General features: G+C 66.8%; 18 protein-coding genes and 1 tRNA gene. 11 read left to right on the top strand and 8 right to left on the bottom strand.

The window, feature by feature from the left end:
* Together ACQ86A_RS01495 and ACQ86A_RS01490 are read left to right on the top strand one after the other, a co-directional pair.
* Positions 1 to 1,932, top strand: coding sequence for a glycoside hydrolase family 127 protein (locus ACQ86A_RS01495; protein WP_431278872.1), 1,932 nt, complete (start codon positions 1 to 3; stop codon positions 1,930 to 1,932).
* Positions 1,914 to 2,075: a hypothetical protein gene (locus ACQ86A_RS01490; RefSeq protein ID WP_431278871.1), complete on the top strand. Its 162-nt coding sequence runs from the start codon at positions 1,914 to 1,916 to the stop codon at positions 2,073 to 2,075. The genes ACQ86A_RS01495 and ACQ86A_RS01490 overlap by 19 nt, the downstream gene beginning before the upstream one ends.
* A gap of 25 nt (positions 2,076 to 2,100) precedes the next feature.
* Here the strand turns inward: ACQ86A_RS01490 and ACQ86A_RS01485 are convergent, their stop codons facing one another.
* Positions 2,101 to 2,757 carry an alpha/beta fold hydrolase gene (locus ACQ86A_RS01485; protein WP_431278870.1) on the bottom strand — a complete coding sequence of 219 codons (657 nt, stop codon included), beginning with the start codon at positions 2,755 to 2,757 and terminating at the stop codon, positions 2,101 to 2,103.
* A gap of 3 nt (positions 2,758 to 2,760) precedes the next feature.
* The gene (locus ACQ86A_RS01480; protein ID WP_431278869.1) at positions 2,761 to 3,390 is read right to left on the bottom strand and encodes a hypothetical protein; all 630 of its coding nucleotides are present in this window, start codon (positions 3,388 to 3,390) and stop codon (positions 2,761 to 2,763) included.
* A 360-nt stretch (positions 3,391 to 3,750) separates the two neighbouring features.
* Between ACQ86A_RS01480 and ACQ86A_RS01475 the strand changes: the two genes are divergently transcribed.
* A complete protein-coding gene (locus ACQ86A_RS01475) occupies positions 3,751 to 4,725 on the top strand; it encodes an LPXTG cell wall anchor domain-containing protein (protein WP_431278868.1) in 975 nt (324 codons plus the stop codon).
* Between the two features lie 10 nt (positions 4,726 to 4,735).
* Here the strand turns inward: ACQ86A_RS01475 and ACQ86A_RS01470 are convergent, their stop codons facing one another.
* Genes ACQ86A_RS01470 through ACQ86A_RS01460 form a run of 3 tightly spaced genes read right to left on the bottom strand, consistent with a single transcriptional unit; the run spans position 4,736 to position 6,544 of the window.
* A complete protein-coding gene (locus tag ACQ86A_RS01470; RefSeq protein WP_431278867.1) occupies positions 4,736 to 5,632 on the bottom strand; it encodes a serine hydrolase in 897 nt (298 codons plus the stop codon).
* Complete coding sequence (locus ACQ86A_RS01465) at positions 5,625 to 5,939, bottom strand: hypothetical protein (RefSeq protein ID WP_431278866.1); 315 nt, start codon at positions 5,937 to 5,939, stop codon at positions 5,625 to 5,627. Before ACQ86A_RS01465 ends, ACQ86A_RS01470 begins: the two co-directional genes overlap by 8 nt.
* Positions 5,924 to 6,544 carry a LysR family transcriptional regulator gene (locus ACQ86A_RS01460; RefSeq protein ID WP_431280506.1) on the bottom strand — a complete coding sequence of 207 codons (621 nt, stop codon included), beginning with the start codon at positions 6,542 to 6,544 and terminating at the stop codon, positions 5,924 to 5,926. The genes ACQ86A_RS01465 and ACQ86A_RS01460 overlap by 16 nt, the downstream gene beginning before the upstream one ends.
* A gap of 93 nt (positions 6,545 to 6,637) precedes the next feature.
* Between ACQ86A_RS01460 and bla the strand changes: the two genes are divergently transcribed.
* Positions 6,638 to 7,570, top strand: coding sequence for a class A beta-lactamase (gene bla / locus ACQ86A_RS01455; protein ID WP_431278865.1), 933 nt, complete (start codon positions 6,638 to 6,640; stop codon positions 7,568 to 7,570).
* Here bla and ACQ86A_RS01450 read toward each other — a convergent pair.
* The 3 genes from ACQ86A_RS01450 to ACQ86A_RS01440 all read right to left on the bottom strand — a co-directional run bounded on the left by ACQ86A_RS01450 (position 7,476) and on the right by ACQ86A_RS01440 (position 10,203).
* Positions 7,476 to 8,735 carry an epoxide hydrolase family protein gene (locus ACQ86A_RS01450; RefSeq protein ID WP_431278864.1) on the bottom strand — a complete coding sequence of 420 codons (1,260 nt, stop codon included), beginning with the start codon at positions 8,733 to 8,735 and terminating at the stop codon, positions 7,476 to 7,478. The two genes, bla and ACQ86A_RS01450, sit on opposite strands and share 95 nt — an antisense overlap.
* A 53-nt stretch (positions 8,736 to 8,788) precedes the next feature.
* Positions 8,789 to 9,919 (bottom strand): peptidoglycan-binding domain-containing protein, encoded by a 1,131-nt coding sequence (locus ACQ86A_RS01445; protein ID WP_431278863.1) that lies wholly within the window; start codon positions 9,917 to 9,919, stop codon positions 8,789 to 8,791.
* A gap of 201 nt (positions 9,920 to 10,120) precedes the next feature.
* Positions 10,121 to 10,203: transfer RNA gene (locus tag ACQ86A_RS01440), tRNA-Leu, on the bottom strand.
* Between the two features lie 175 nt (positions 10,204 to 10,378).
* On the opposite strand from ACQ86A_RS01440, the gene ACQ86A_RS01435 reads away from it, so the two are divergent.
* The 7 genes from ACQ86A_RS01435 (at position 10,379) to pknB (ending at position 19,297) form a co-directional block, all read left to right on the top strand.
* Entirely contained in the window at positions 10,379 to 11,128 is a 750-nt protein-coding gene (locus ACQ86A_RS01435) for an FhaA domain-containing protein (protein WP_431278862.1), read from the top strand.
* Positions 11,125 to 11,721, top strand: coding sequence for an FHA domain-containing protein FhaB/FipA (locus ACQ86A_RS01430; protein WP_431278861.1), 597 nt, complete (start codon positions 11,125 to 11,127; stop codon positions 11,719 to 11,721). The genes ACQ86A_RS01435 and ACQ86A_RS01430 overlap by 4 nt, the downstream gene beginning before the upstream one ends.
* Positions 11,722 to 11,724: 3 nt before the next feature.
* Positions 11,725 to 12,978 carry a PP2C family protein-serine/threonine phosphatase gene (locus tag ACQ86A_RS01425; protein WP_431278860.1) on the top strand — a complete coding sequence of 418 codons (1,254 nt, stop codon included), beginning with the start codon at positions 11,725 to 11,727 and terminating at the stop codon, positions 12,976 to 12,978.
* On the top strand, positions 12,962 to 14,359 hold the full coding sequence (locus ACQ86A_RS01420; RefSeq protein ID WP_431278859.1) for an FtsW/RodA/SpoVE family cell cycle protein: 1,398 nt from the start codon (positions 12,962 to 12,964) through the stop codon (positions 14,357 to 14,359). The genes ACQ86A_RS01425 and ACQ86A_RS01420 overlap by 17 nt, the downstream gene beginning before the upstream one ends.
* Positions 14,360 to 15,814, top strand: a complete 1,455-nt coding sequence (locus tag ACQ86A_RS01415; RefSeq protein WP_431278858.1) for a peptidoglycan D,D-transpeptidase FtsI family protein — start codon at positions 14,360 to 14,362, stop codon at positions 15,812 to 15,814.
* Positions 15,811 to 17,511 carry a protein kinase domain-containing protein gene (locus ACQ86A_RS01410; RefSeq protein ID WP_431278857.1) on the top strand — a complete coding sequence of 567 codons (1,701 nt, stop codon included), beginning with the start codon at positions 15,811 to 15,813 and terminating at the stop codon, positions 17,509 to 17,511. The genes ACQ86A_RS01415 and ACQ86A_RS01410 overlap by 4 nt, the downstream gene beginning before the upstream one ends.
* A 130-nt stretch (positions 17,512 to 17,641) precedes the next feature.
* Entirely contained in the window at positions 17,642 to 19,297 is a 1,656-nt protein-coding gene (pknB, locus tag ACQ86A_RS01405; protein ID WP_431280505.1) for a Stk1 family PASTA domain-containing Ser/Thr kinase, read from the top strand.
* The last annotated feature ends 14 nt before the right edge of the window (positions 19,298 to 19,311 follow it).

Here is a 19,311-nt window from a genome sequence, read left to right as displayed (position 1 = left end):
ATGACCGACATCGACACCAAGCAGGCGCAAGCGCCGGTCGTTCCGAGCGCATCCCTGCTCTCGCCGCTCGGCCTCGACGAGGTGCGGATCACCGGCGGCTACTGGGCTCGACGCCAGAGCGCCAACAGCTCGGCGACGCTGGAGCACATCGAGCACTGGCTCGAGCGCGAGGGCTGGCTGCCGAATTTCGATCTCGCGGCGGCCGGCAGGCTGCCCCAGGATCGCCGTGGCCGGGAGTTCTCCGACTCCGAGATCTATAAGTACCTCGAAGCGCTCGCGTGGGAGATCGGACGGACGGGCAACGAGGAGCTCGATCAGCGGTTCACGGCGATCGCTACTCGCGTGTTGGCCGCTCAGGAGCCCGACGGCTACCTCAACACGAACTTCGGGCGCCCCGGTCAGGGCGAAAGGTGGTCCGACCTCGAGTGGGGTCACGAGCTGTACTGCGCCGGTCACCTCTTCCAGGCTGTGGTTGCGCGCCAGCGGACCCGTCCGGACGCCGAGGACGGGCTCTACGCCGGCGCCCTCCGCTTCGCCGACCTCATCTGCGACGTGTTCGGCACCGATGGCATCCAGTCGGTGTGCGGTCACCCCGAGGTGGAGACCGCGCTGGTCGAGCTCGGTCGTACCGCAGGTGAGCCGCGCTACATCGAGCAGGCCCGCCTGTTCGTCGAGCGACGGGGAACCGGCGTGCTGCGCGACATCGAGTGGGGCCGCTCCTATTACCAGGACGATGTTCCGATCCGGGAGGCCGAGGTGCTTCGCGGTCACGCCGTGCGCGCCAATTACCTCGCCTCGGGGGCCGTGGATGTCGCCGTCGAGACACACGACGCCCCGCTGCTCGCCAACCTGGAAGGGCAGTGGTCGAGGACCATCGCGCGTCGTACGTACCTGACCGGCGGCCAGGGCTCGCACCATCAGGACGAAGCCTTCGGCGACGACTTCGAGCTTCCCTCCGACCGGGCTTACTCCGAGACATGCGCGAGCATCGCATCCGTGCAGTTCAGCTGGCGGATGCTCCTCTCGCGCACCGGTCGCAGCTACGCCGATCTCATCGAGCGCACACTGCACAACGTGGTTGCAACATCACCGTCGCAGGACGGTCGCGCATTCTTCTACGCCAACACCCTGCACCGCCGCACCCCCGGTGCTGTCGCCGACACCGAAGCGGCCTCGCCGCGCGCAGAGGCATCTTTGCGGGCCCCCTGGTTCGAGGTCTCCTGTTGCCCGCCGAACGTCGCCCGCACCTTCGCGAGCCTCGACACCTACCTGGCGACGACGGATGCGCAGGGCCTGCAACTGCACCAGTTCGCCTCCGCGAACATCGCGACCCGCCTGCCCGATGGGGAGGAGATCGCAGTGGAGGTGGAGACCCGGTACCCCGACGAGGGGACCGTGCGCGTGCGCATCCTGAAGGACGCGTCGCGGCCGTGGACCCTCAGCCTTCGCGTGCCGGCATGGGCCGGGAGCGCACGCGTGTCCGTCCTGTCCGACGGTGGCGCATCCGAGGAGACGAGCTCGGTCGAAGCCGACTACGCCACGGTGACTAGGCAGTTCGCCGCCGGCGACACCGTCGAACTCGAGCTGCCGTTCGAGCCGCGCTTCGTCCGTCCCGACCCCCGCGTCGACGCGGTTCGCGGGTCGGTCGCGGTCGAACGCGGCCCGATCGTCTACGCGCTCGAGTCGGTCGACCTTCCCGAGGGCTCCGACAGCGTCGACGACTACACGCTCGACGACTCCATCGAGCCCGAGTTCGAAGACGGGCGTCTCTTCGTGCACCTCCGCGCGCGCCGCGCCGCTGAGCGCGAATGGCCATACCAAGTGGACGTCGACGAAGAAGTCGACCAGCTCATCCGGGTGCCGCTCGTCCCCTATTGCGGCTGGGCCGAGCGCGGACCGTCGACTATGCGGGTGTGGCTCCCGCTGACCTGACGGTCTCTGCGAGCCAGTCGAGCGCGACGGGCAGTCCGGCAAGCACCGAGACATGCCCGTCGCGTGGCCTCGACCAGAGCTCCCCTGCTGGAAGCCTGTCCAGCATCCAGCGGGCGTGGGATGCGGGAACCACCCTGTCCTGACCGCCCTGAACCAGCAGGGTCGGGGCTAGAACGTCGCCGAGCTCGAATCCCCACGACTTCGTGAAGGCGACATCGTCGTCGATCTCCCCGCTGCTCCGGCTCCGGATGCGCGCTGCGCGTCGGCGCCAAGTACCGACCACGGTCCCGCGAGCATCCGGAAATCCGCCTCGGTGAAACTCGTCTCGTCGAACTCCGCGATCTCGGCGTACGCGGCTCGGGCTGCTCGACCCTCGAGACCGGAGCTCAGTCCTCCGGGCGAGGCCATGCCTGCGAACCAGTCGAAGTCGGTCGTGAACGGGGCGATGCCGGCCAGCGTCACAACACCGACGATTCGGTCGGGTGCCAGAGCGGCAGCGGCGAGCGCGTGCGGACCTCCACCAGACGCGCCCATCGTCGCAAACCGGGCGATCCCGAGCTCGTCGGCGACGCGGATGACATCAGCAGCAGCGGCGGCCACCGTGCGCCCGGGGATCTCGCTGGTGCCCTCGTACCCGGCACGAGCGCACGAGACAACGCGCATCCCTCGTCGGGCCGCCGCCTCGACGATCGGATCGAGGAGCCGGCCGGTCTGCGGTGTGCCGTGATGCCAGAACACGGTGGGCCCGGCATCCGGAACCGCACCTGTGTCGTAGAACCGCACGGTTCGTCCGTCGGATGCGTTGACATCGCCCTGTACCGACATCGCTCAGATCCGGATCGGGAAGGTCGCAAGAAGCACGATGCCGAGAACGCCGAAGACGACCGCTGTGCCGAGGAGCCCGAGTCGGGCGGCCCGGTGGATCTCGCGTTGGGACATCGCGGTGAGAAACAGGACGAGCGCGAACATGACCGTCAGCAACGAATAGTTGTCGCCCCGGGCGTTGTCCGTCAGCGCTGTGTTGTAGCGCTCGTCGGCCTTGTCGTTCAGCTGTTTCGCCTGCACGGTGCCTGGCGGCACATACTCCTCACGGACGAACGGTCCACGATCGGTCCGCCCGTCAGCTGTCCACGCGTCGAAGGCGACCGCGAACTCGGGCGAGAAGCGCTGCTCGATGTAGGTCACGAGTTGAGTGTCCCCGCGCGCGGTGGCGAGCACCCACTGCTCCCAGACTCCTTGATCGAGCGCGCGGGCGTCGCGCGCTTCGCTGGAGTAGTTGCTGGCCTGTACCCGTGCGCTGGATGCCTGGCTGAACGCGATCGACATCTCCCCTCCCCACTTGGAGGATTCGAACCCGCACCAGGCGGTCAGCACGGCGATGGTCGCGAGCACGATCACAGCCGCCGAATCCAGGGTGAGCCGGCGTCTGCGCGACTTCGGCTGCGCGTCATCGCTCATATCGCGCGTCATCGCTCAGATCGCGAAGGGAAGCCAGTCGGCCCGCGACAACGTCGTCCTCAACCCCTGCTGTCGCACGACCCAGGTATCAGGAGTCGAGCTGATGTAGGTAACGAGCACAGTCTGAGGCGACCAGCCGTCGGGGGTGCGCGCCCACCTCACGAGGTGGAGGTCCTGTCCGACACGCGGAGCGTTTCCCAGTGGAATCTCGAATGTGGCCATGGAGCGTCCCCCCTCGATGCGTTACTGCAAAAACTACTCCGGGTAGAAGCGGCTTTCTAGTGAGATGGGTTCGAGCACAGGCGACACCCGTACGAGGGTGGCGTAGCCTGGGCGGAATCATCACGAGTGGGGGCGCTCATGGACTGTCAGGAACTGGCCGCAACCGGCTCGTCGCCGTGGGTTGCGCTTGCGATCGGCGTGCTGCTGCTGGGTGCCGGGGTCGCGGCACTCCTTCTCGTGAGGCGACGGATGCGCGCCGGCGGGTCCACCCTATTGATCGTCCTGCTCCTGGCCGGTGTCGTCGGTTCGGCCGGCTCAGCGCCCGCGGCGAACGCGGCCGAGCCGTGTCCGACGACGTCACCGAGCCCGGCTCCGACCCCAACTCCCACCCCGACACCGACTCCCTCTGCGGGGGTCGTGACCGCGAACACCGTCGCGCTGGCGCAATGGGTTCCCGTGGGCTCCTGCGCGGCGGGCGCTGCGACCTGCACCTTCACCGTCGACGTCACGACGCTGGGCGACACGACGACCACCCCTGGCGCGGCGATCGACTACTCCACGTTCACGCCGAGCGCGGCCCCCTCCGGATACGCATTCCTCTACGACGCCGCGACGAATGTCCTCTCGGTCACGGTGACCGCGACCGCCGCTCCCCCGACCTTGCCGACCTACACCGTGACGGACAGCGCAGGCGTGGTCTCGAACGCCGCCACGATCGAGCTGCCCGTTCTCACCCCCGCAGCCTTCGTGGTCGTCGCACCGTCGGTCGGAGATCCCGACCTAGCATTGCCGGTGTCCTGGCAGGGCGCCGCGTGCGACAACATAAACCCCTGCGAGGCCACCGCCGACCTCACTGCCGCGACGACGACCTCGAACCCGTCCGCGACCATCGACTGGACGACACTCGACCTCAATCTCACGACGCCCGGTGTGCAGACAGTCGTGTCACCGATCCCTGGCGAAACCGTCACCTTCGAGCCGTCGACTCACGTACTGATCGTGCAGGTCGACGTCTGCACCGTATCCAATCCGATCGTGCAGTACACGGTGGCGGACACGGCAGGGACCGTCTCTAACGTCGCTAACATCTGGCCGCCCGCGGAGTGCAACTGACGATGCTCGCTCAGACGCGAAGGGCGTCGTAGAGGTCGCGAGCTGCGGCACCGAGCGCGGCCTCGGCGGCCGGTTGCATGGAGGCCGGCACGGAGGAGGCACTGAGCGCCACGACGGCGAAACGGGATCCGTCGGCGCGTTCGAGCACGCCGCCCTCGTGCCGGAGGTTCAGAAGCGTCCCCGTCTTCGAAGCCCAGCGCGCATCATCCGCGGCGAAGTCGGGTGCGAGGCGGTGCCTAACGATGTTCCCGTGCATGTGCTCGCGCAACCGCGCTGCGACAATCGGCCGAATGCCGCGCTCCCGCCAGATCGCTTCGAGCAGCTCCGCGAATCCGGATGCCGTCACGGTGTTCGTCCTGGCGACGTCGAGCTGACGAACGGGGTGCCCCTGCGCCGGGGTGCTTCCGCGGATGGCGAGCGCCTGCGCGAGGTGCGCCTCATCCGGAGCGAACCTTTCGAGCGGGGTGTCGCTGAGTTCGGCGAGGGGATGCCGCACGAAGATCCCGCGGATCCCGAGTTGGTCGAGGTCGGCCATGACATCGCTCGCGGGAACGATCTTCAGAAGCGCGTCGGCAGCACCGTTGTCGCTGATCGTCAGGGCAAGGGAGACCAGATCGTCGACTGCGATCGTCGCCTGGTGCCGAAAGCGGCCGGTCCCCGGCGTGCTCTCTGTCGGATCGCCCGCAGGCAGCACTACCGGCATCGCGCCGTCGAGACGCCCGTCCGCCACGCGCTCGAGCACCGACAACGCGATCGGCACTTTGACCAAGGATGCCGCCGGCATCACATCGTCGCCGTCAAGCGCGATCTCACGGCCGGAATCGAGGTCGCGGACGACGATGGAGGCACGGAGCCCGGCGGCGGCGAGATCGGCGCGCACGGCGCGGAGCAGTCGCTCGTCACGCATCCTGAACCTCCGAGGCTGTCGTCGACACGGTTGCGCCGAGCGCTGCAGCCAGCTCTTCGGCGATCGCGCTCTGCACAGCACTCACGTCGTGCTCGCTGTCTCCGGCAAGAGCGAACCCGCGCGCGATCTCGAGACCGGTGAACGGGCGCCAGTGCAGACCAAGGTTGTGCGCTTCCGCCTGTGTGCACAGCAGCAGGTCGCCGTCAGTGAGCACTGCGGCGAGGGATGCGGTCACCGATGCGTCCACGGGAAGCTGTCCGGGGCCGAGACCGGCCGCGTATCCGGCACGGGTCAGGATGTCGCGCACGTGCGGAAGGTCGTCCTCGGGCCCGATCCGGATGCGCGAGCCCGCATCCTGATCCCGCCGGTTGCCTTCACGACTCCCCCACGACGCCCTGCACGAAGCCTGTCGATGCGGAGCGGATGATCGTTCCGGCGCCTGCCGGCGGCGCCCAGCTGCGCGGTCCACCGGGCCCGATCGACGGGCACCGCAAGCACCGCAACTCGGACGGCCAAAGCAGAGACGAGTTCCGAGCGTCTGAGCGGGTTCGCCCGAACGAACTCCAGGCGAATACCCTCGGCTCGGCCTGCGGCATCCGCCACGGCGAGGTCGCGTGTCGTGCAGTCTTCCGGCACGGCGATCGTCACCGGCCGCAGACGCGCGCGTTCGGCATCGAGCTCGAGCTCGTCCGCGAGGCGCACGAGGCGACGCGCCGAGGGTACGAGGTCACGCCCGAACGGCGTGAGCACCGCACGGCGGGCGTTCCGCTCCAGCAACGGCGAACCGAGTTGCCGTTCGAGCGCCACGATACGGCGGCTCGCGACAGACTGCGCGACATCGAGTGCCGCTGCTGCCCGCGTCACCGAACCGCGCTCCTCGACCTCGACCAGCACACGGCACGCTGCGATCATGTCCACGCCAGCAGCCTAGATCAATGCCATTCGAGCATGGATAGGAGCGGTTCCGTCTTCGACAGGATCAGTCGAACACAGGAGGCTGAGGAGATGAATGTTCGCAAAGGTCTCATTCTCAGTTCCACGGTTGCCGCCGTCGCGGCATCCATCGTCTTGGGCGGCTGGCAGGCATCGCTTGCTCCGAACGCCATGGTGGCGCCTTCTTCGGCTGCAGCGGCCTCGTCCGGATCGCTGCAATCGAGCACGACGCGCGATTTCGCCGCCCTTGAGCGCTCCCACGGCGCGCGCTTGGGCGTCACCGCGATCGATACCGGCTCGGGGCGCACCGTCGGCTACCGCTCAGGCGACCGCTTCCCCTTCGCCTCGTCCAACAAGACGTTCATCGCGGCGGCGATCCTCCAGCGGTCGTCCGCCACAGACCTCGACGTCGTCGTCCACTTCACGAAAGCTGATCTGCTCAGCTACGCGCCGATCACCAGCCGCTTCGTCGACACCGGCATGACCGTACGCGAGCTGCTCGACGCGATGCTTCGATTCAGCGACAACACGGCCGCCAATCTCCTGGTCGCCCGTCTCGGCGGACCGAGCGCCGTCGAGCAGTGGCTCAGAGGAATCGGCGACCGCACCACCAAGGTCGACCGCATCGAACCCGAGCTCAACGAGGCTCTGCCGGGGGATCCGCGCGACACGACAACCCCCGCACAATTCGCCACAGACATCAGAAAAGTTCTGCTCGGGAGTTCGCTCGAGACGGCCGATCGCACCATCCTGAGAAACACGATGCTTGACAACACGACCGGCGACGACACGATCCGCGCCGGCGCGGACGCTGCGTGGCCGGTCGCAGACAAGACCGGAACCGGCGAGTACGGGGTGCGCGCCGACATCGCCGTGCTCTATCCAGCAAACCGAGCGCCGATCGTCGTCGTCACGATGTCGCGAAAGGATGCGCCCGACGCGACGCCCGACAACGCGCTGCTCGCAGCGGCGACCGAGATCGCGGTCTCCGCACTCGGTCGGTAACCGGATGCGGCACCATCACAAGTCGCGCACGGATCGGAAGAAGTCCCGGATGTCCGGCACCAGCAGGTCGGGCGCCTCCATCGCGGCGAAGTGGCCTCCTCGATCGAACTCCGACCAGTGCACGACGTTGTGCTCCCGCTCCGCGATGCGTCGAACTCCCCGTCGCCCGGGAACACGGCCACGCCGTGGGGATCGCGGAGTAGTCAACCGTCGCACCCCATCCCTTCTGTCCCTCCTTGTAGAGGCGGGCAGAGGATGCGGCGGTCTCAGTGAACCAGTAGATGCTGACGTTGGTGAGCAGCTGGTCGATGTCGACCGCGTCCTCGGGCAGCTCGCGGGCCGGATCGGTCCACTCCTTGAACTTCTCGACGATCCACGCCAGCTGTCCCGCCGGTGAGTCCTCGAGCCCGAACGCGAGCGTCTGCGGCCGCGTCGACTGGATGATCGCGTATCCCGAGCGGTCCATATCCTGATACTGGGCTAGACGACCCAGCTCCGCCGGCGTCAGATTCTCGAACTCCGCCGGATCCCCGGTGGGGAATCCGAGTCCGCCGTTGACGTGCACGCCGACGACATGCTCGGGCGCGAGCCGTCCCAGAGTCGGCGAGATGACCGAGCCGCTGTCGCCTCCCTGTGCGCCATAGCGGTCGTAGCCGAGACGGTGCATCAGCTCGGCCCAGGCTCGCGCGACCCGATCGAGGTCCCAGCCCGTCTCGGTCGTCGGACCGGAGAATCCGAAACCGGGAATCGACGGCGCAACGACGTGGAACGCGTCGGCGGGGTCTCCGCCGTGCGCGGCGGGGTCGGTGAGCGGTCCGATGATCTTCTCGAACTCGGCGATCGATCCCGGCCAGCCATGGGTCAGGATCAGCGGCAACGCACCCGGTTCGGGCGACCGCACGTGGAGGAAGTGGACGTTCTGCCCGTCGATCTGCGTGGTGAATTGCGGGAACGCATTGAGTCGCGACTCGGCCTCGCGCCAGTCGTACCCGGTTTGCCAGTAGTCGGCGAGGCGTCGGGCGTAGTTCGCCGGCACTCCGTAGCTCCAGCCGACGCCGGGGAGCTCGTCGGGCCAGCGGGTCGCAGCCAGGCGATTGTCGAGATCGTCCAGCCTCGACTGATCGATCTGCATCCGGAAAGGACGGATGTCTGTGGTGTCGGTCATACATCCGCCCTAGGAAGACATCCGGTCACTTTCTGTCCGCTATAGAACTCACCTCAACTCGAAGGTGATGGTGACGGTGTCGACGGCGCAGCCGGTTGCTTCAGGTCATCGACGGCCTTCTCGAACGCGCTGATGGTCGCCGCATCGACTACTCCGGTCGGCTCGACGCCCAGCTGGGTCTGGAACGACTTCAACGCCTCAGTCAGCGCCGGCGTCCACACTCCATCCACGGGTCCATCCCAGAACCCGACGAGGTTCAGCGTCTGCTGCACGGCGGCCGTGGTCGCCACCCCTTCCTGGGCGGCCGCGCCGCCCAGCGCCGAGAGCTTGGCCTGCAGAGCGGCAGCAGTCGCCTTGTCGACCGCACCGGTAACAGGCAGTCCGTTCGCCTTCTGGAGATCCTCGACAGCCGAGACCGTTTGTGGACCGTAGACGCCGTCGACGTTTCCGCTGTAATACCCGGCGGCCGCGAGATCCTGTTGGAGTGCGGTCACGTAGGTGCTGACGGCCGCTGCGGCCTGCTGCTTCTGGGCATCCGGGATGCACCCTGCCTGAGAGAACAACTGCAACCACGAGAACTCGAGCGCGACGACCGCACTGTTGAACTGCTCAGACGCGTCAGCGAGCGTCGTCTTGTCGCTGATCGAACCCTGCGCCTCGGAGAATTCGGCGTCGGCCTTCTTGACGCGGTCGACCGTGGATGCGGGAACCAACGGGGTGGGCGTCGGCTGCGGGGTTCCGGTGACGCTCGGCACGCCCGACGGCCCCGCCTTGGCCTGCTCCAGTTCCGCGCGAGCATCGGCGAGCTCGCGCTCGGCGACCACTAAATCTTGCTGCGCCGTCACGGCCGCCTCCGCTCCGTCGAACGCGTCGTCGCGCGGTTCCGCAAGGTCTGCACCCGCCTTCTTGACGTCGCCGACGGTGGGTGCCGTGTCGTGCAGCACGTCGCCGTACCGATCGAGGGCCGTTATATAGGTCTTGCTGGCTTGGCAGAACGTTTCCGCGGCGGCGGCTTGCGCCGCCTTGGCCTCGTTCGCGGCCTTCTCCTTGCTCGACACCTTCGCCTGGGCCCGCTCGACGTCGGTGCTGCCGCTTGCGCAGCCGGCCAGCCCGAACAGCGCGAGCGCGACCACCACCACAGCCGCTGTCCGACATCCCAACGGCGTAACAGATTCGATCTTCACGGAAACCCCGATCACGAACTGTCGCGGCTGAAATCTTGGCAAGCTGCCGCTTGGCCAGAGCATAGACCCGCGACCACCGCCCCCGACAGGCCGAAACCGCCGAACATGACGTCCTCCGCCGCGAAGACAGCGTCAGACGAACCGACGCGAAAAGGGCCGGCTCGACATTTCTGTCGAACCGGCCCTTCCGTTCGTTCGCTGTGCGCGAGGGGGACTTGAACCCCCACGCCCTTTCGAGCACTGGCACCTGAAGCCAGCGCGTCTGCCAATTCCGCCACTCGCGCGAACTCAGAGAGAATAGCACGGCGCACCGCCCAACCTGAATTCGGGGCAGGGGCCGCCCAGGCTCCACAGGAGTTTCCCGGACGCATTCTCTAGACAATAGAGAGGAGCGCTAGGGCGGCTTTCCACCCGGGCCGACTAACATGCTCATAGTCGACGAGCCGGAGCGGGAGACCTGTGGGCATTCTGGACAACTTCGAGAGAGGTCTCGAACGCGCCGTCAATGGCGCCTTCGCGAAGACCTTTCGGTCGGGGCTGCAACCAGTCGAGCTCACCAGCGCCCTGAGGCGGGAACTCGACACCAAGGCCGCGGTTGTCACGCGCGACCGCATCCTGGCCCCCAACAAGTTCGTGCTCAGGATGTCGCCGAGCGACTACAAGAGGATGCGCTCGATGGGCGCATCCCTCACCGACGAGCTCGTCTCTTTCGTCCAGCAGCACGCCACCACTCAGCATTACCAGTTCGCTGGCGGCATCTCGATCGACCTGGTCGAAGACTCCTCCATCGGCGAGGGGATGCTGCAGGTCGACTCCGAGAACGTCAAGGGCTCCGTCTCGTGGACGCCTGTGCTCGACATCGGCGGCAAGCGCTACCCGCTCACCCACTCGACCACGGTGATCGGACGCGGAAGCGACGCCGACATCACCGTCGACGACACGGGCATCTCGCGCAAGCACGTGCAGATCGTCTGGGACGGCCGCACCGCCCAGGTGCAAGACCTCGGCTCCACCAACGGGTCGCAGCTGAACGGCCAGCCGGTGCGCAAGGCCATCCTCGAGCCCGAGTCGGTCATCACCATCGGGCGAACGCGCATCGTCTTCCGTGTCCTTCCCCAGGCATCGGCACCCGCACCGTCGCCGCACAACGGCTTCGCCGACGACGCGACGCGCCACACCGACCTCGGCGGCTTCTGGAGCGAGTCGTGAACCCCAGTGAGCTGACGCTGCTGGTGCTGCGTTTCGGCTTCCTACTCCTGCTCTGGCTGTTCGTGTTCGGCGTCGTCTATGCCCTGCGAACCGACCTGTTCGGGCAGCGGGTGCGCAAGCTTCCCGAGGCGCAGGCTGCGGCATCCCCTTTCGCCGCCGCATCTGCGCCTGCCGCCTCAGCACCCGTCGCCCCGCGTCCCAATGCGGCACCGGGAACCATGCCCACCATGCAGCCACCGCCCGCCTCCAACCTTCCGTCGGGCGCCAACAGGGCAGCGGGAAGCTCGAAGGCGACCGTTCTCACCGCCAACAGGCTCGTCATCACCTCCGGCCCGCGGCAGGGCACAGAGCTGGCCCTCGGCCGTGATCCGATCACGATCGGGCGCTCCAGCGAGTCCGGCCTCGTCATCCGTGACGACTACACCTCCACCCACCACGCCCGCCTGCTGCTCTGGAACGACGAGTGGATGATCCAAGACCTGGACTCCACCAACGGCACTTTCCTCGATGGCAAGCGCGTCACCATCCCGACCCAGGTCCCGCTCGACACCCCGATCAAGATCGGCACGACGACGTTCGAGCTGCGACGGTAAGCCGTGGCCACACCCAACCGGGCAGCGGCCGTCTCGCACGTCGGCAAGATCCGCTCGAACAACCAGGACTCCGGATACGCCGGGCGCGACCTCTTCGTCGTCGCCGACGGGATGGGCGGCCACGCCGGCGGTGATGTCGCCTCCGCGATCGCCGTCAACCGCATCCGCGAAGCCGACCGCGAGTACGCGTCGGCCTCCGAAGCGGAGTTCGCTCTGCAGTCCGCGCTGATTGCGGCAAACTCGCTGCTCGCGGAGACCGTGTTCGAGCATCCTGAACTCACCGGCATGGGCACGACGGTGAGCGCGATGATTCGGGTCGGCGATCAAATCGCGCTCGCCCACATCGGCGACTCCCGCATCTACCTGTATCGCGACGGCGAGCTCAAGCAGGTATCGATCGACCACACATTCGTTCAGCGTCTCGTCGACAGTGGGCGCATCACCGAAGAGGAGGCGATGGTCCACCCCCGCCGCTCGGTGCTGATGCGCGTTCTCGGCGACGTCGACGCCTCCCCCGAGATCGACACCTGGATCCTCGACACGCAGCCCGGCGACCGCTGGCTCATCTGCTCCGACGGTCTGAGTGGCGTGGTCAAGAACGAGGACCTCGCTACCGCTCTCGCTTCCCGCGACACACCGAGGCAGGTCGCCGACAAGCTCGTTCGGCAGAGCCTCGACGCGGGCGCTCCGGACAACGTGACCGTAGTGATCCTGGACATCGCCGATGTCGCGCCCGGTGAGACGATGAAAGATCCGGTCACAGTCGGTTCTGCCGCAGCACCGCTGTCATTCAGCACCGAGGCGAAGCCGACCACGCGCACGGGGCGACTCTCGTCGCTGCGGCTGCATCCGGTGCGCCCTGCCACCGGCCCGACCCACTTCGAAGCGGAGTCGGAGGACTACCTCGACGAGCTCATCGAGGAGGATCAGCGCCGCGTGCGCCGCCGCCGACTCACCTGGCTCATCGGCATCATCGTCGTGGTGGTGGCGATCGTCCTGGCCGTGCTGTTCGGCTACCAGTGGACCCAGTCCCGGTACTTCGTCGGTGCGTCACCGTCGGGCAACGTCGCCGTCTTCCAGGGTGTGCAGCAGAACCTCGGACCAATCAGCCTGTCCCACGTCTATGAGGAATCCGACGTGAAGGTCAGCGAGCTGCCCACCTACGACAAACAACTCGTCGAGCAGACCATCAACGCCGCCGACCTGGCTTCGGCGCGCATGATCGTGGATCAATTGACCAATGTCAGTCAACAGTAGGAGCGCGGTGGCCGACCGGCCCAAGTCGGCGACCGGCCCGATCAAACGGCTGCATCTGCCCAAGAAGCAGCGCAACCTCGAGCTCGCGCTGCTCATCGTCGCCTGCGGTGTCAACGCCGCCGCGGTTGTGCTCGTCCAGCTCGGTGCCATCGGTCACGTCGATCTCACGCTCCTGTACCTCTTCGTCGGCCTCTCTGTCCTTGTCTTCGGGATGCACATTGCGCTGCGGTACGTCGCGCCCCAGGCGGATCCGTTCCTCCTGCCGATCGCCACCGTTCTCAACGGAATCGGCATCGCAGAGATCTACCGCATCGACATCCACTACAAAGACTTCGGCTGGGCGAGCGCGGGTGTGCGTCAGATCGTGTGGAGCGCGGTCGCGATCATCTGCGCGATCGTGGTGATCATGGTCATCCGAAACCACCGCGTGCTGCAGCGCTACACGTACATCTTCGGACTGGCCGCGCTCGTGCTCCTGCTGCTCCCGATGCTGCCCGGGATCGGCCAGGAGATCTTCGGGGCGCGGGTCTGGATCCGTATCGGCCCCTTCAGCTTCCAGCCCGGCGAAATCGCGAAGCTGTGCCTCGCCATCTTCTTCGCCGGCTACCTCGTGCAGCGACGTGACTCGCTGTCGATGGTGGGCAAGAAGTTCCTCGGGATGCGCCTCCCGCGCGGACGCGACCTCGGCCCCATCCTGGTCGTCTGGCTGATGGCCATGGCCGTGATCGTCTTCCAGCGCGACCTCGGTACCGGACTCCTGATCTTCGGCCTCTTCCTCGTGATGCTCTACGTCGCCACCTCGCGGATCAGCTGGGTCATCATCGGCCTGTTGCTCATCATCGGCGGCGCCGTCATCGCGAGCCAGGTCCTCCCCTACGTCAACGGACGCTTCCAGAACTGGCTGATCCCTTTCTCCGACAAGGTCTACAACGCCAACGGCGGAAGCTTTCAGCTCGTGCAGGGCCTGTTCGGGCTGGCGCACGGCGGCCTCATCGGCACCGGCCTCGGTCAGGGGCAGCCGTGGATCACCCCGCTCGCCAACAGCGACTACATCATCGCGAGCCTCGGCGAAGAGCTCGGCCTGGCGGGACTCTTCGCGATCTTCGCCCTTTACCTGCTGTTCGTCGCACGCGGACTGAGAATCGGGTTCGCCGGTCAGGACGACTTCGGAAAGCTGCTCGCCGTCGGACTGTCGTTCACCGTCGCCCTGCAGTGCTTCATCGTGATCGGCGGCGTCACCCGCGTCATCCCGCTTACCGGTCTCACGACACCCTTCCTCGCCGCAGGTGGTTCGTCACTGGTGGCCAACTGGATCATCGTGGCCCTGCTCCTGCGTCTGTCCGACACCGTGCGCAATCAACCGCGACTGGTGGTGAGCTGAGTGAACCGTGAGATCAAACGCGTCAGCATCATCGTGCTGGCCATGTTCCTGGCCCTCCTCGTGTCCACCTCGATCCTCCAGGTCTTCCAAGCGGACACGCTGACGGCGGATGCGCGCAACAGCCGCGCCCGCAACGACAGCTACTCGCAGCAGCGCGGCGCCATCCTCGTCGCGGGACAGCCCGTCGCCCAATCGGTGCCGGCTGACGATGTCTACAAGTTCCAGAGGGTATACAGCAACGGGCCGCTGTACTCGTCGGTCACCGGCTTCTTCCCGATCAACGGTCAGGCGACGGGACTCGAGGGAGCGCTGAACGACAAGCTCAGCGGGTCTTCCAACTCGCAGTTCTTCGACCGCGTCAACGCGATCCTCACCGGCAAGAACCCGCAGGGCGCATCCGTCGAGACCACGATCGACCCGGTCGCGCAGCAGGCCGCCTACGACGCCCTCGGCAACTACCAGGGCGCCGTCGTACTGCTCGAGCCGAAGACCGGCCGGATCCTCGCGATGGTCTCCAAGCCCAACTACGATCCGAACGCGCTCGCGTCGCACGACACGAAACAGGTCAACGCGCTCTATCAGCAGCTTCTCGACACGCCCGGGGACCCGCTGATCAATCGCACGATCGGCGGCAATCTCAACCCGCCGGGCTCGACCTTCAAACCGGTCATGAGCGCCACCGCCTTCGGCACCGGGAAGTACACCAAAGACAGCCAGCTCCCGAACCCCGCGGCTCTGCAGCTTCCGGGCAGCGGCACCGTCGTGAAGAACGACAACTTCAGCACTTGCGGGCCAGGCGAGACCGTGTCCATCGCCACCGCCCAGATCCTCTCGTGCAATATCCCGTTCGCCGAGCTCGGCATCCAGCTCGACCCGCAGACCATCAAGACGCAGGCTGAGAAGTTCGGGTTCAATCAGAAGCTGAGCATCCCGATCCCGGTAGAGCCGAGCGTGTACCCGCTCTACACCGATCCCGCGCAGCGCGCTCAGGGCTCGTTCGGGCAGCAGAGCGACCGCGCCACCCCGCTGCAGATGGCCATGGTCTCCGCCGCCATCGCTAACGGCGGCAAGGTGATGTACCCGAATCTGGTCGACTCGATCCGCTCGGCCGACCTGCAGACGCTGGAGAAGTTCCAGGCGCGTGAGCTCGACCAGGCGTCGAGTCGCGAGAACGCCGACACGATCAAACAGATGATGGTCGACGGGGTCGATCACGGCGTGGCGAGCAATGCAAGAATAGACGGGGTCAAGGTCGGCGGTAAGACCGGAACGGCGCAGAACGGGGCCAACCAGCCTTACTCGCTCTGGTTCACGGGTTTCGCGCCGGCCGACGATCCTCAGTTCGCTGTGGCGGTTGTTGTAGAAAATGGCGGTGGCCAAGGTCAGAGCGGCTCGGGTAACTCCATCGCCGCTCCGATCGCGAAGAAAGTACTAGAGGCGGTGCTGAATAAATGAGACCCACAGCAGGGCTCACCTTCGGGGGACGTTACGAGCTGCAGTCGCGAATCGCGATCGGCGGCATGGGCGAGGTGTGGCAGGCCACAGACCTCGTCATCGGACGCACCGTCGCGATCAAGATCCTCAAAGACGAGTACCTCGGCGACCCGGGCTTCCTCGAGCGCTTCCGCGCGGAAGCCCGTCACGCCGCGCTCGTCAACCACGAGGGCATCGCCAACGTCTTCGACTACGGCGAAGAGGAGGGGAGCGCCTTCCTCGTGATGGAGCTGGTGCCCGGCGAGGCCCTCTCCACCATCCTCGAGCGCGAGCACGTGCTGAGCACCGACAAGACCCTCGACATCGTCGCCCAGACGGCGGCAGCTCTGCACGCAGCCCACGCCGCGGGCCTCGTGCACCGCGACATCAAGCCGGGCAACCTGCTGATCACGCCCGACGGTCGCGTCAAGATCACCGACTTCGGAATCGCGCGCATCGCCGACCAGGTTCCCCTCACCGCCACCGGCCAGGTGATGGGCACCGTGCAGTACCTCTCGCCCGAGCAGGCTTCGGGTCACCCCGCCTCTCCGACGACCGACATCTACTCGCTCGGCATCGTCGCCTACGAGTGCCTGGCCGGCCGCCGACCGTTCACGGGTGAGTCGCAGGTCGCGATCGCGATGGCTCAGATCAACGAGGCTCCGCCCGAGCTTCCGCCGACGGTCGCCGAGCCCGTTCGCAACCTGGTCTTCGCGTGCATCGCCAAGAACCCCGCCGACCGGCCCGCTTCGGCGGCCCACCTGGCGCGCGCCGCCCAGGCACTGCGGCGAGGGGATGTGCAGGCCGCGGCAGCATCCGTCCCCGCCATTCTCGGCGTGGCCGGCCTGACCGGCGCCGCGACGGTGCTCATGTCGTCGGCCCCCGCTGGTGCGACGGAAGCCACCACCGTCCTCCCGTCGGCCGCCTCGGTCGATCTGCTGGAGGAGGACGAGGAGGGTCCGAAGTCCACCACGACCAAGAAGCGCAGCCCGTGGACCTGGCCGCTGATCGCACTCATCGCCCTGCTGGCACTCGTGCTCATCGGCACGATCATCGCGCTCATCGCTCAGCCCAGCGGCAACCCGGCGCCGACGACGGCATCCAAAACACCCACTCAGTCGCAGACACCCACCCCGACCCCGACCCCGACGCCGACCAGCAACACTGTGCCGATCAACGAGGCGGACTTCGACGGCCTGACCGCCGATGAGGCGCGCACCAAGCTGCAGGGCCTCGGGATGGTCGCCAATGTCGAGACCGGAAACCCGGCGACCACACAGGCCCAGGTCAACACGGTCTACTCCGTGAACCCCACCGGTCCTGTCCCCAAGGGCTCCCAGATCACGGTCAAGGTCTTCGGCCCTGTCGCGTCGATCCCGACCCCGACCGACACAGTCACCGCCAATCCATCGTCCGGCCAGGCAGCAGTTGGCGATACCGTTAATGTGACTTTCGGCTCTGCTGCATGCCCGGCCGGCCAAACGCTCGTGGGTCGCTCGCTCTATATCAACGGACAGAAGCAAACCCCGGTCCCTGGCACTTCCACCACTTGGAAACCGGACACGGCGGCCGACTACCAACTCACGTACACGATCTTCTGCGGCGAGTCGATCGAGTCGGCGCAATCCCCGGCGCTGACCTACACCGTGAAAGCGGCGGCCGGCGGCGGTAACGGCTAGAAACCGCTAGGGCGACGTCGTCCCGACCAAATAGGAGATACTCAGAAAGCCCCCGCTACACTATCGGCAGCCCCGAGAGAAGGAGTTCGCATTGAGCCCAGATAGCCGCCTGCTCGCAGGCCGATATCAAGTGGGCGAACTCATCGGTCGCGGCGGTATGTCCGATGTGCACCGCGGCGTCGACACCCGTCTGGGCCGCACCGTTGCGATCAAGCTCCTCAAGCCTTCCCTCGCCACCGACCCCGCGTTCCGCACCCGTTTCCGTCAGGAGGCGCAGGCGGCCGCCCGCATGGCGCATCCGACGATCGTCCGCGTCTTCGACGCCGGCGAGGAGACCGTGCGCGAGCCGAACGGGCACGAAGCGCAGCTGCCGTTCATCGTCATGGAGTACGTCGACGGTGTTCTTCTCAAAGACCTGATCAAGAAGGGTCCGCTCGAGATCTCAGAGGCCGTGCGCATCGGTGAGGGCATCCTCACCGCGCTCGAGTACTCCCACCGCGCCGGCGTCGTGCACCGCGACATCAAGCCGGGCAACATCATGATCACGAAGACCGGCCAGGTGAAGGTCATGGACTTCGGGATCGCGCGGGCGATCAGCGACTCGTCTGCCACGGTCGCTCAGACCACCGCCATCCTCGGCACCGCCAGCTACTTCTCCCCGGAGCAGGCGAAAGGTGAGTCCGTCGACTCCCGCACCGACCTGTACTCCACCGGCGTGGTCCTGTTCGAGATGCTCACGGGCCGGCCGCCGTTCCGCGGGGACACTCCCGTCGCCGTGGCGTATCAGCACGTCAGCGAGACCCCGGTCGCCCCCAGCACGATCAATCCCAAGGTTTCTCCGGCTCTGGACGTGGTCGTCGCCCATGCACTGACCAAGGACCGTTTCGAGCGCTACCAGACGGTTGCGGAGTTCCGCGCCGACCTCGAGGTCGCGGCATCCGGAAAGGTCCCGCTGCGCAAAGAGCCCGACCCGGTCGGTGAGACCCTTTTCGGCGCTCCGCCGAGTGTGGTCTCCGGTCCGGAGGCCGCCTTCCGTCAGCTCGCCGAGGATCAGACGATGGTCCGCACCCAGCGCCGCCCACCGGTGATCTGGATCTGGGCCGGTTTCGCGGTGATGGCGGTTGTCGTCATCGCGGTGCTCGCCTGGGTGCTGCGCCTCGCTCCCAGCACCTCACTCCCCGAGACCTCTCGCGAGGTTCCCAATCTCTCCGGCCAGACGGTGGACGCAGCGACGGCCAAGCTCGACGACCTGGGCCTGAAATGGACCCAGACGCCCGAGGAGAGCGCAACGTACGCCGAGGGTCAGGTCATCCGCACGGACCCGGGAGCGGGCATCGTCGTCGCCACGGGCGACTCTGTCACCGTCTACGTCTCGACCGGTAAGAAGTCGGTCAGCGTTCCCGACGTGCACGGGATGACTCTGGATGCCGCCCAGGCCGCTATCACCGCCGCAGGTCTCACAGTCGGTCCGGTGACGACGGAGAACTCTACGACGGTGGCCGCAAACGTGGTGATCAAGACCGATCCGGCTGCCGCGGCGACCGCTCATCAGGGCGATGCGATCTCGCTGACGGTCTCCAGCGGAAACGTCACCCTCACCGATCTGACGGGTCAGTCGATCCAGGCGGCTACGGGCATCCTCGCCGAGCTGGGTCTGACGGGAAACCCGCAGCCTGACAAGACGTGTCCAGCCGATCAGGGCAGCCCGTTGGTGCACAGCCAATCGGTCGCGCCAGGGGATGTGCCACAGGGCTCGACCGTCAACCTCACTTACTGCACGGGCTGACCCGACGCAGAAGC

The sequence above is a fragment of the Leifsonia poae genome (genome assembly GCF_050632195.1).
In the GTDB taxonomy this organism is placed as follows: domain Bacteria; phylum Actinomycetota; class Actinomycetes; order Actinomycetales; family Microbacteriaceae; genus Leifsonia; species Leifsonia poae_C.
The sequence above is the reverse complement of the archived record's forward strand: the minus strand, read 5'-3'. Positions and strand labels throughout refer to the sequence as shown.

What these genes read in the sequence shown, in the direction of transcription:
- ACQ86A_RS01495 (WP_431278872.1), top strand. Translation starts at nt 1, where the DNA reads ATGACCGACATCGACACCAAGCAGGCGCAAGCGCCGGTCGTTCCGAGC.
- ACQ86A_RS01485 (WP_431278870.1), bottom strand. Translation starts at nt 2,757, where the DNA reads ATGTCGGTACAGGGCGATGTCAACGCATCCGACGGACGAACCGTGCGG.
- ACQ86A_RS01480 (WP_431278869.1), bottom strand. Translation starts at nt 3,390, where the DNA reads ATGAGCGATGACGCGCAGCCGAAGTCGCGCAGACGCCGGCTCACCCTG.
- ACQ86A_RS01475 (WP_431278868.1), top strand. Translation starts at nt 3,751, where the DNA reads ATGGACTGTCAGGAACTGGCCGCAACCGGCTCGTCGCCGTGGGTTGCG.
- ACQ86A_RS01470 (WP_431278867.1), bottom strand. Translation starts at nt 5,632, where the DNA reads ATGCGTGACGAGCGACTGCTCCGCGCCGTGCGCGCCGATCTCGCCGCC.
- ACQ86A_RS01460 (WP_431280506.1), bottom strand. Translation starts at nt 6,544, where the DNA reads ATGATCGCAGCGTGCCGTGTGCTGGTCGAGGTCGAGGAGCGCGGTTCG.
- bla (WP_431278865.1), top strand. Translation starts at nt 6,638, where the DNA reads ATGAATGTTCGCAAAGGTCTCATTCTCAGTTCCACGGTTGCCGCCGTC.
- ACQ86A_RS01450 (WP_431278864.1), bottom strand. Translation starts at nt 8,735, where the DNA reads ATGACCGACACCACAGACATCCGTCCTTTCCGGATGCAGATCGATCAG.
- ACQ86A_RS01420 (WP_431278859.1), top strand. Translation starts at nt 12,962, where the DNA reads ATGTCAGTCAACAGTAGGAGCGCGGTGGCCGACCGGCCCAAGTCGGCG.
- ACQ86A_RS01410 (WP_431278857.1), top strand. Translation starts at nt 15,811, where the DNA reads ATGAGACCCACAGCAGGGCTCACCTTCGGGGGACGTTACGAGCTGCAG.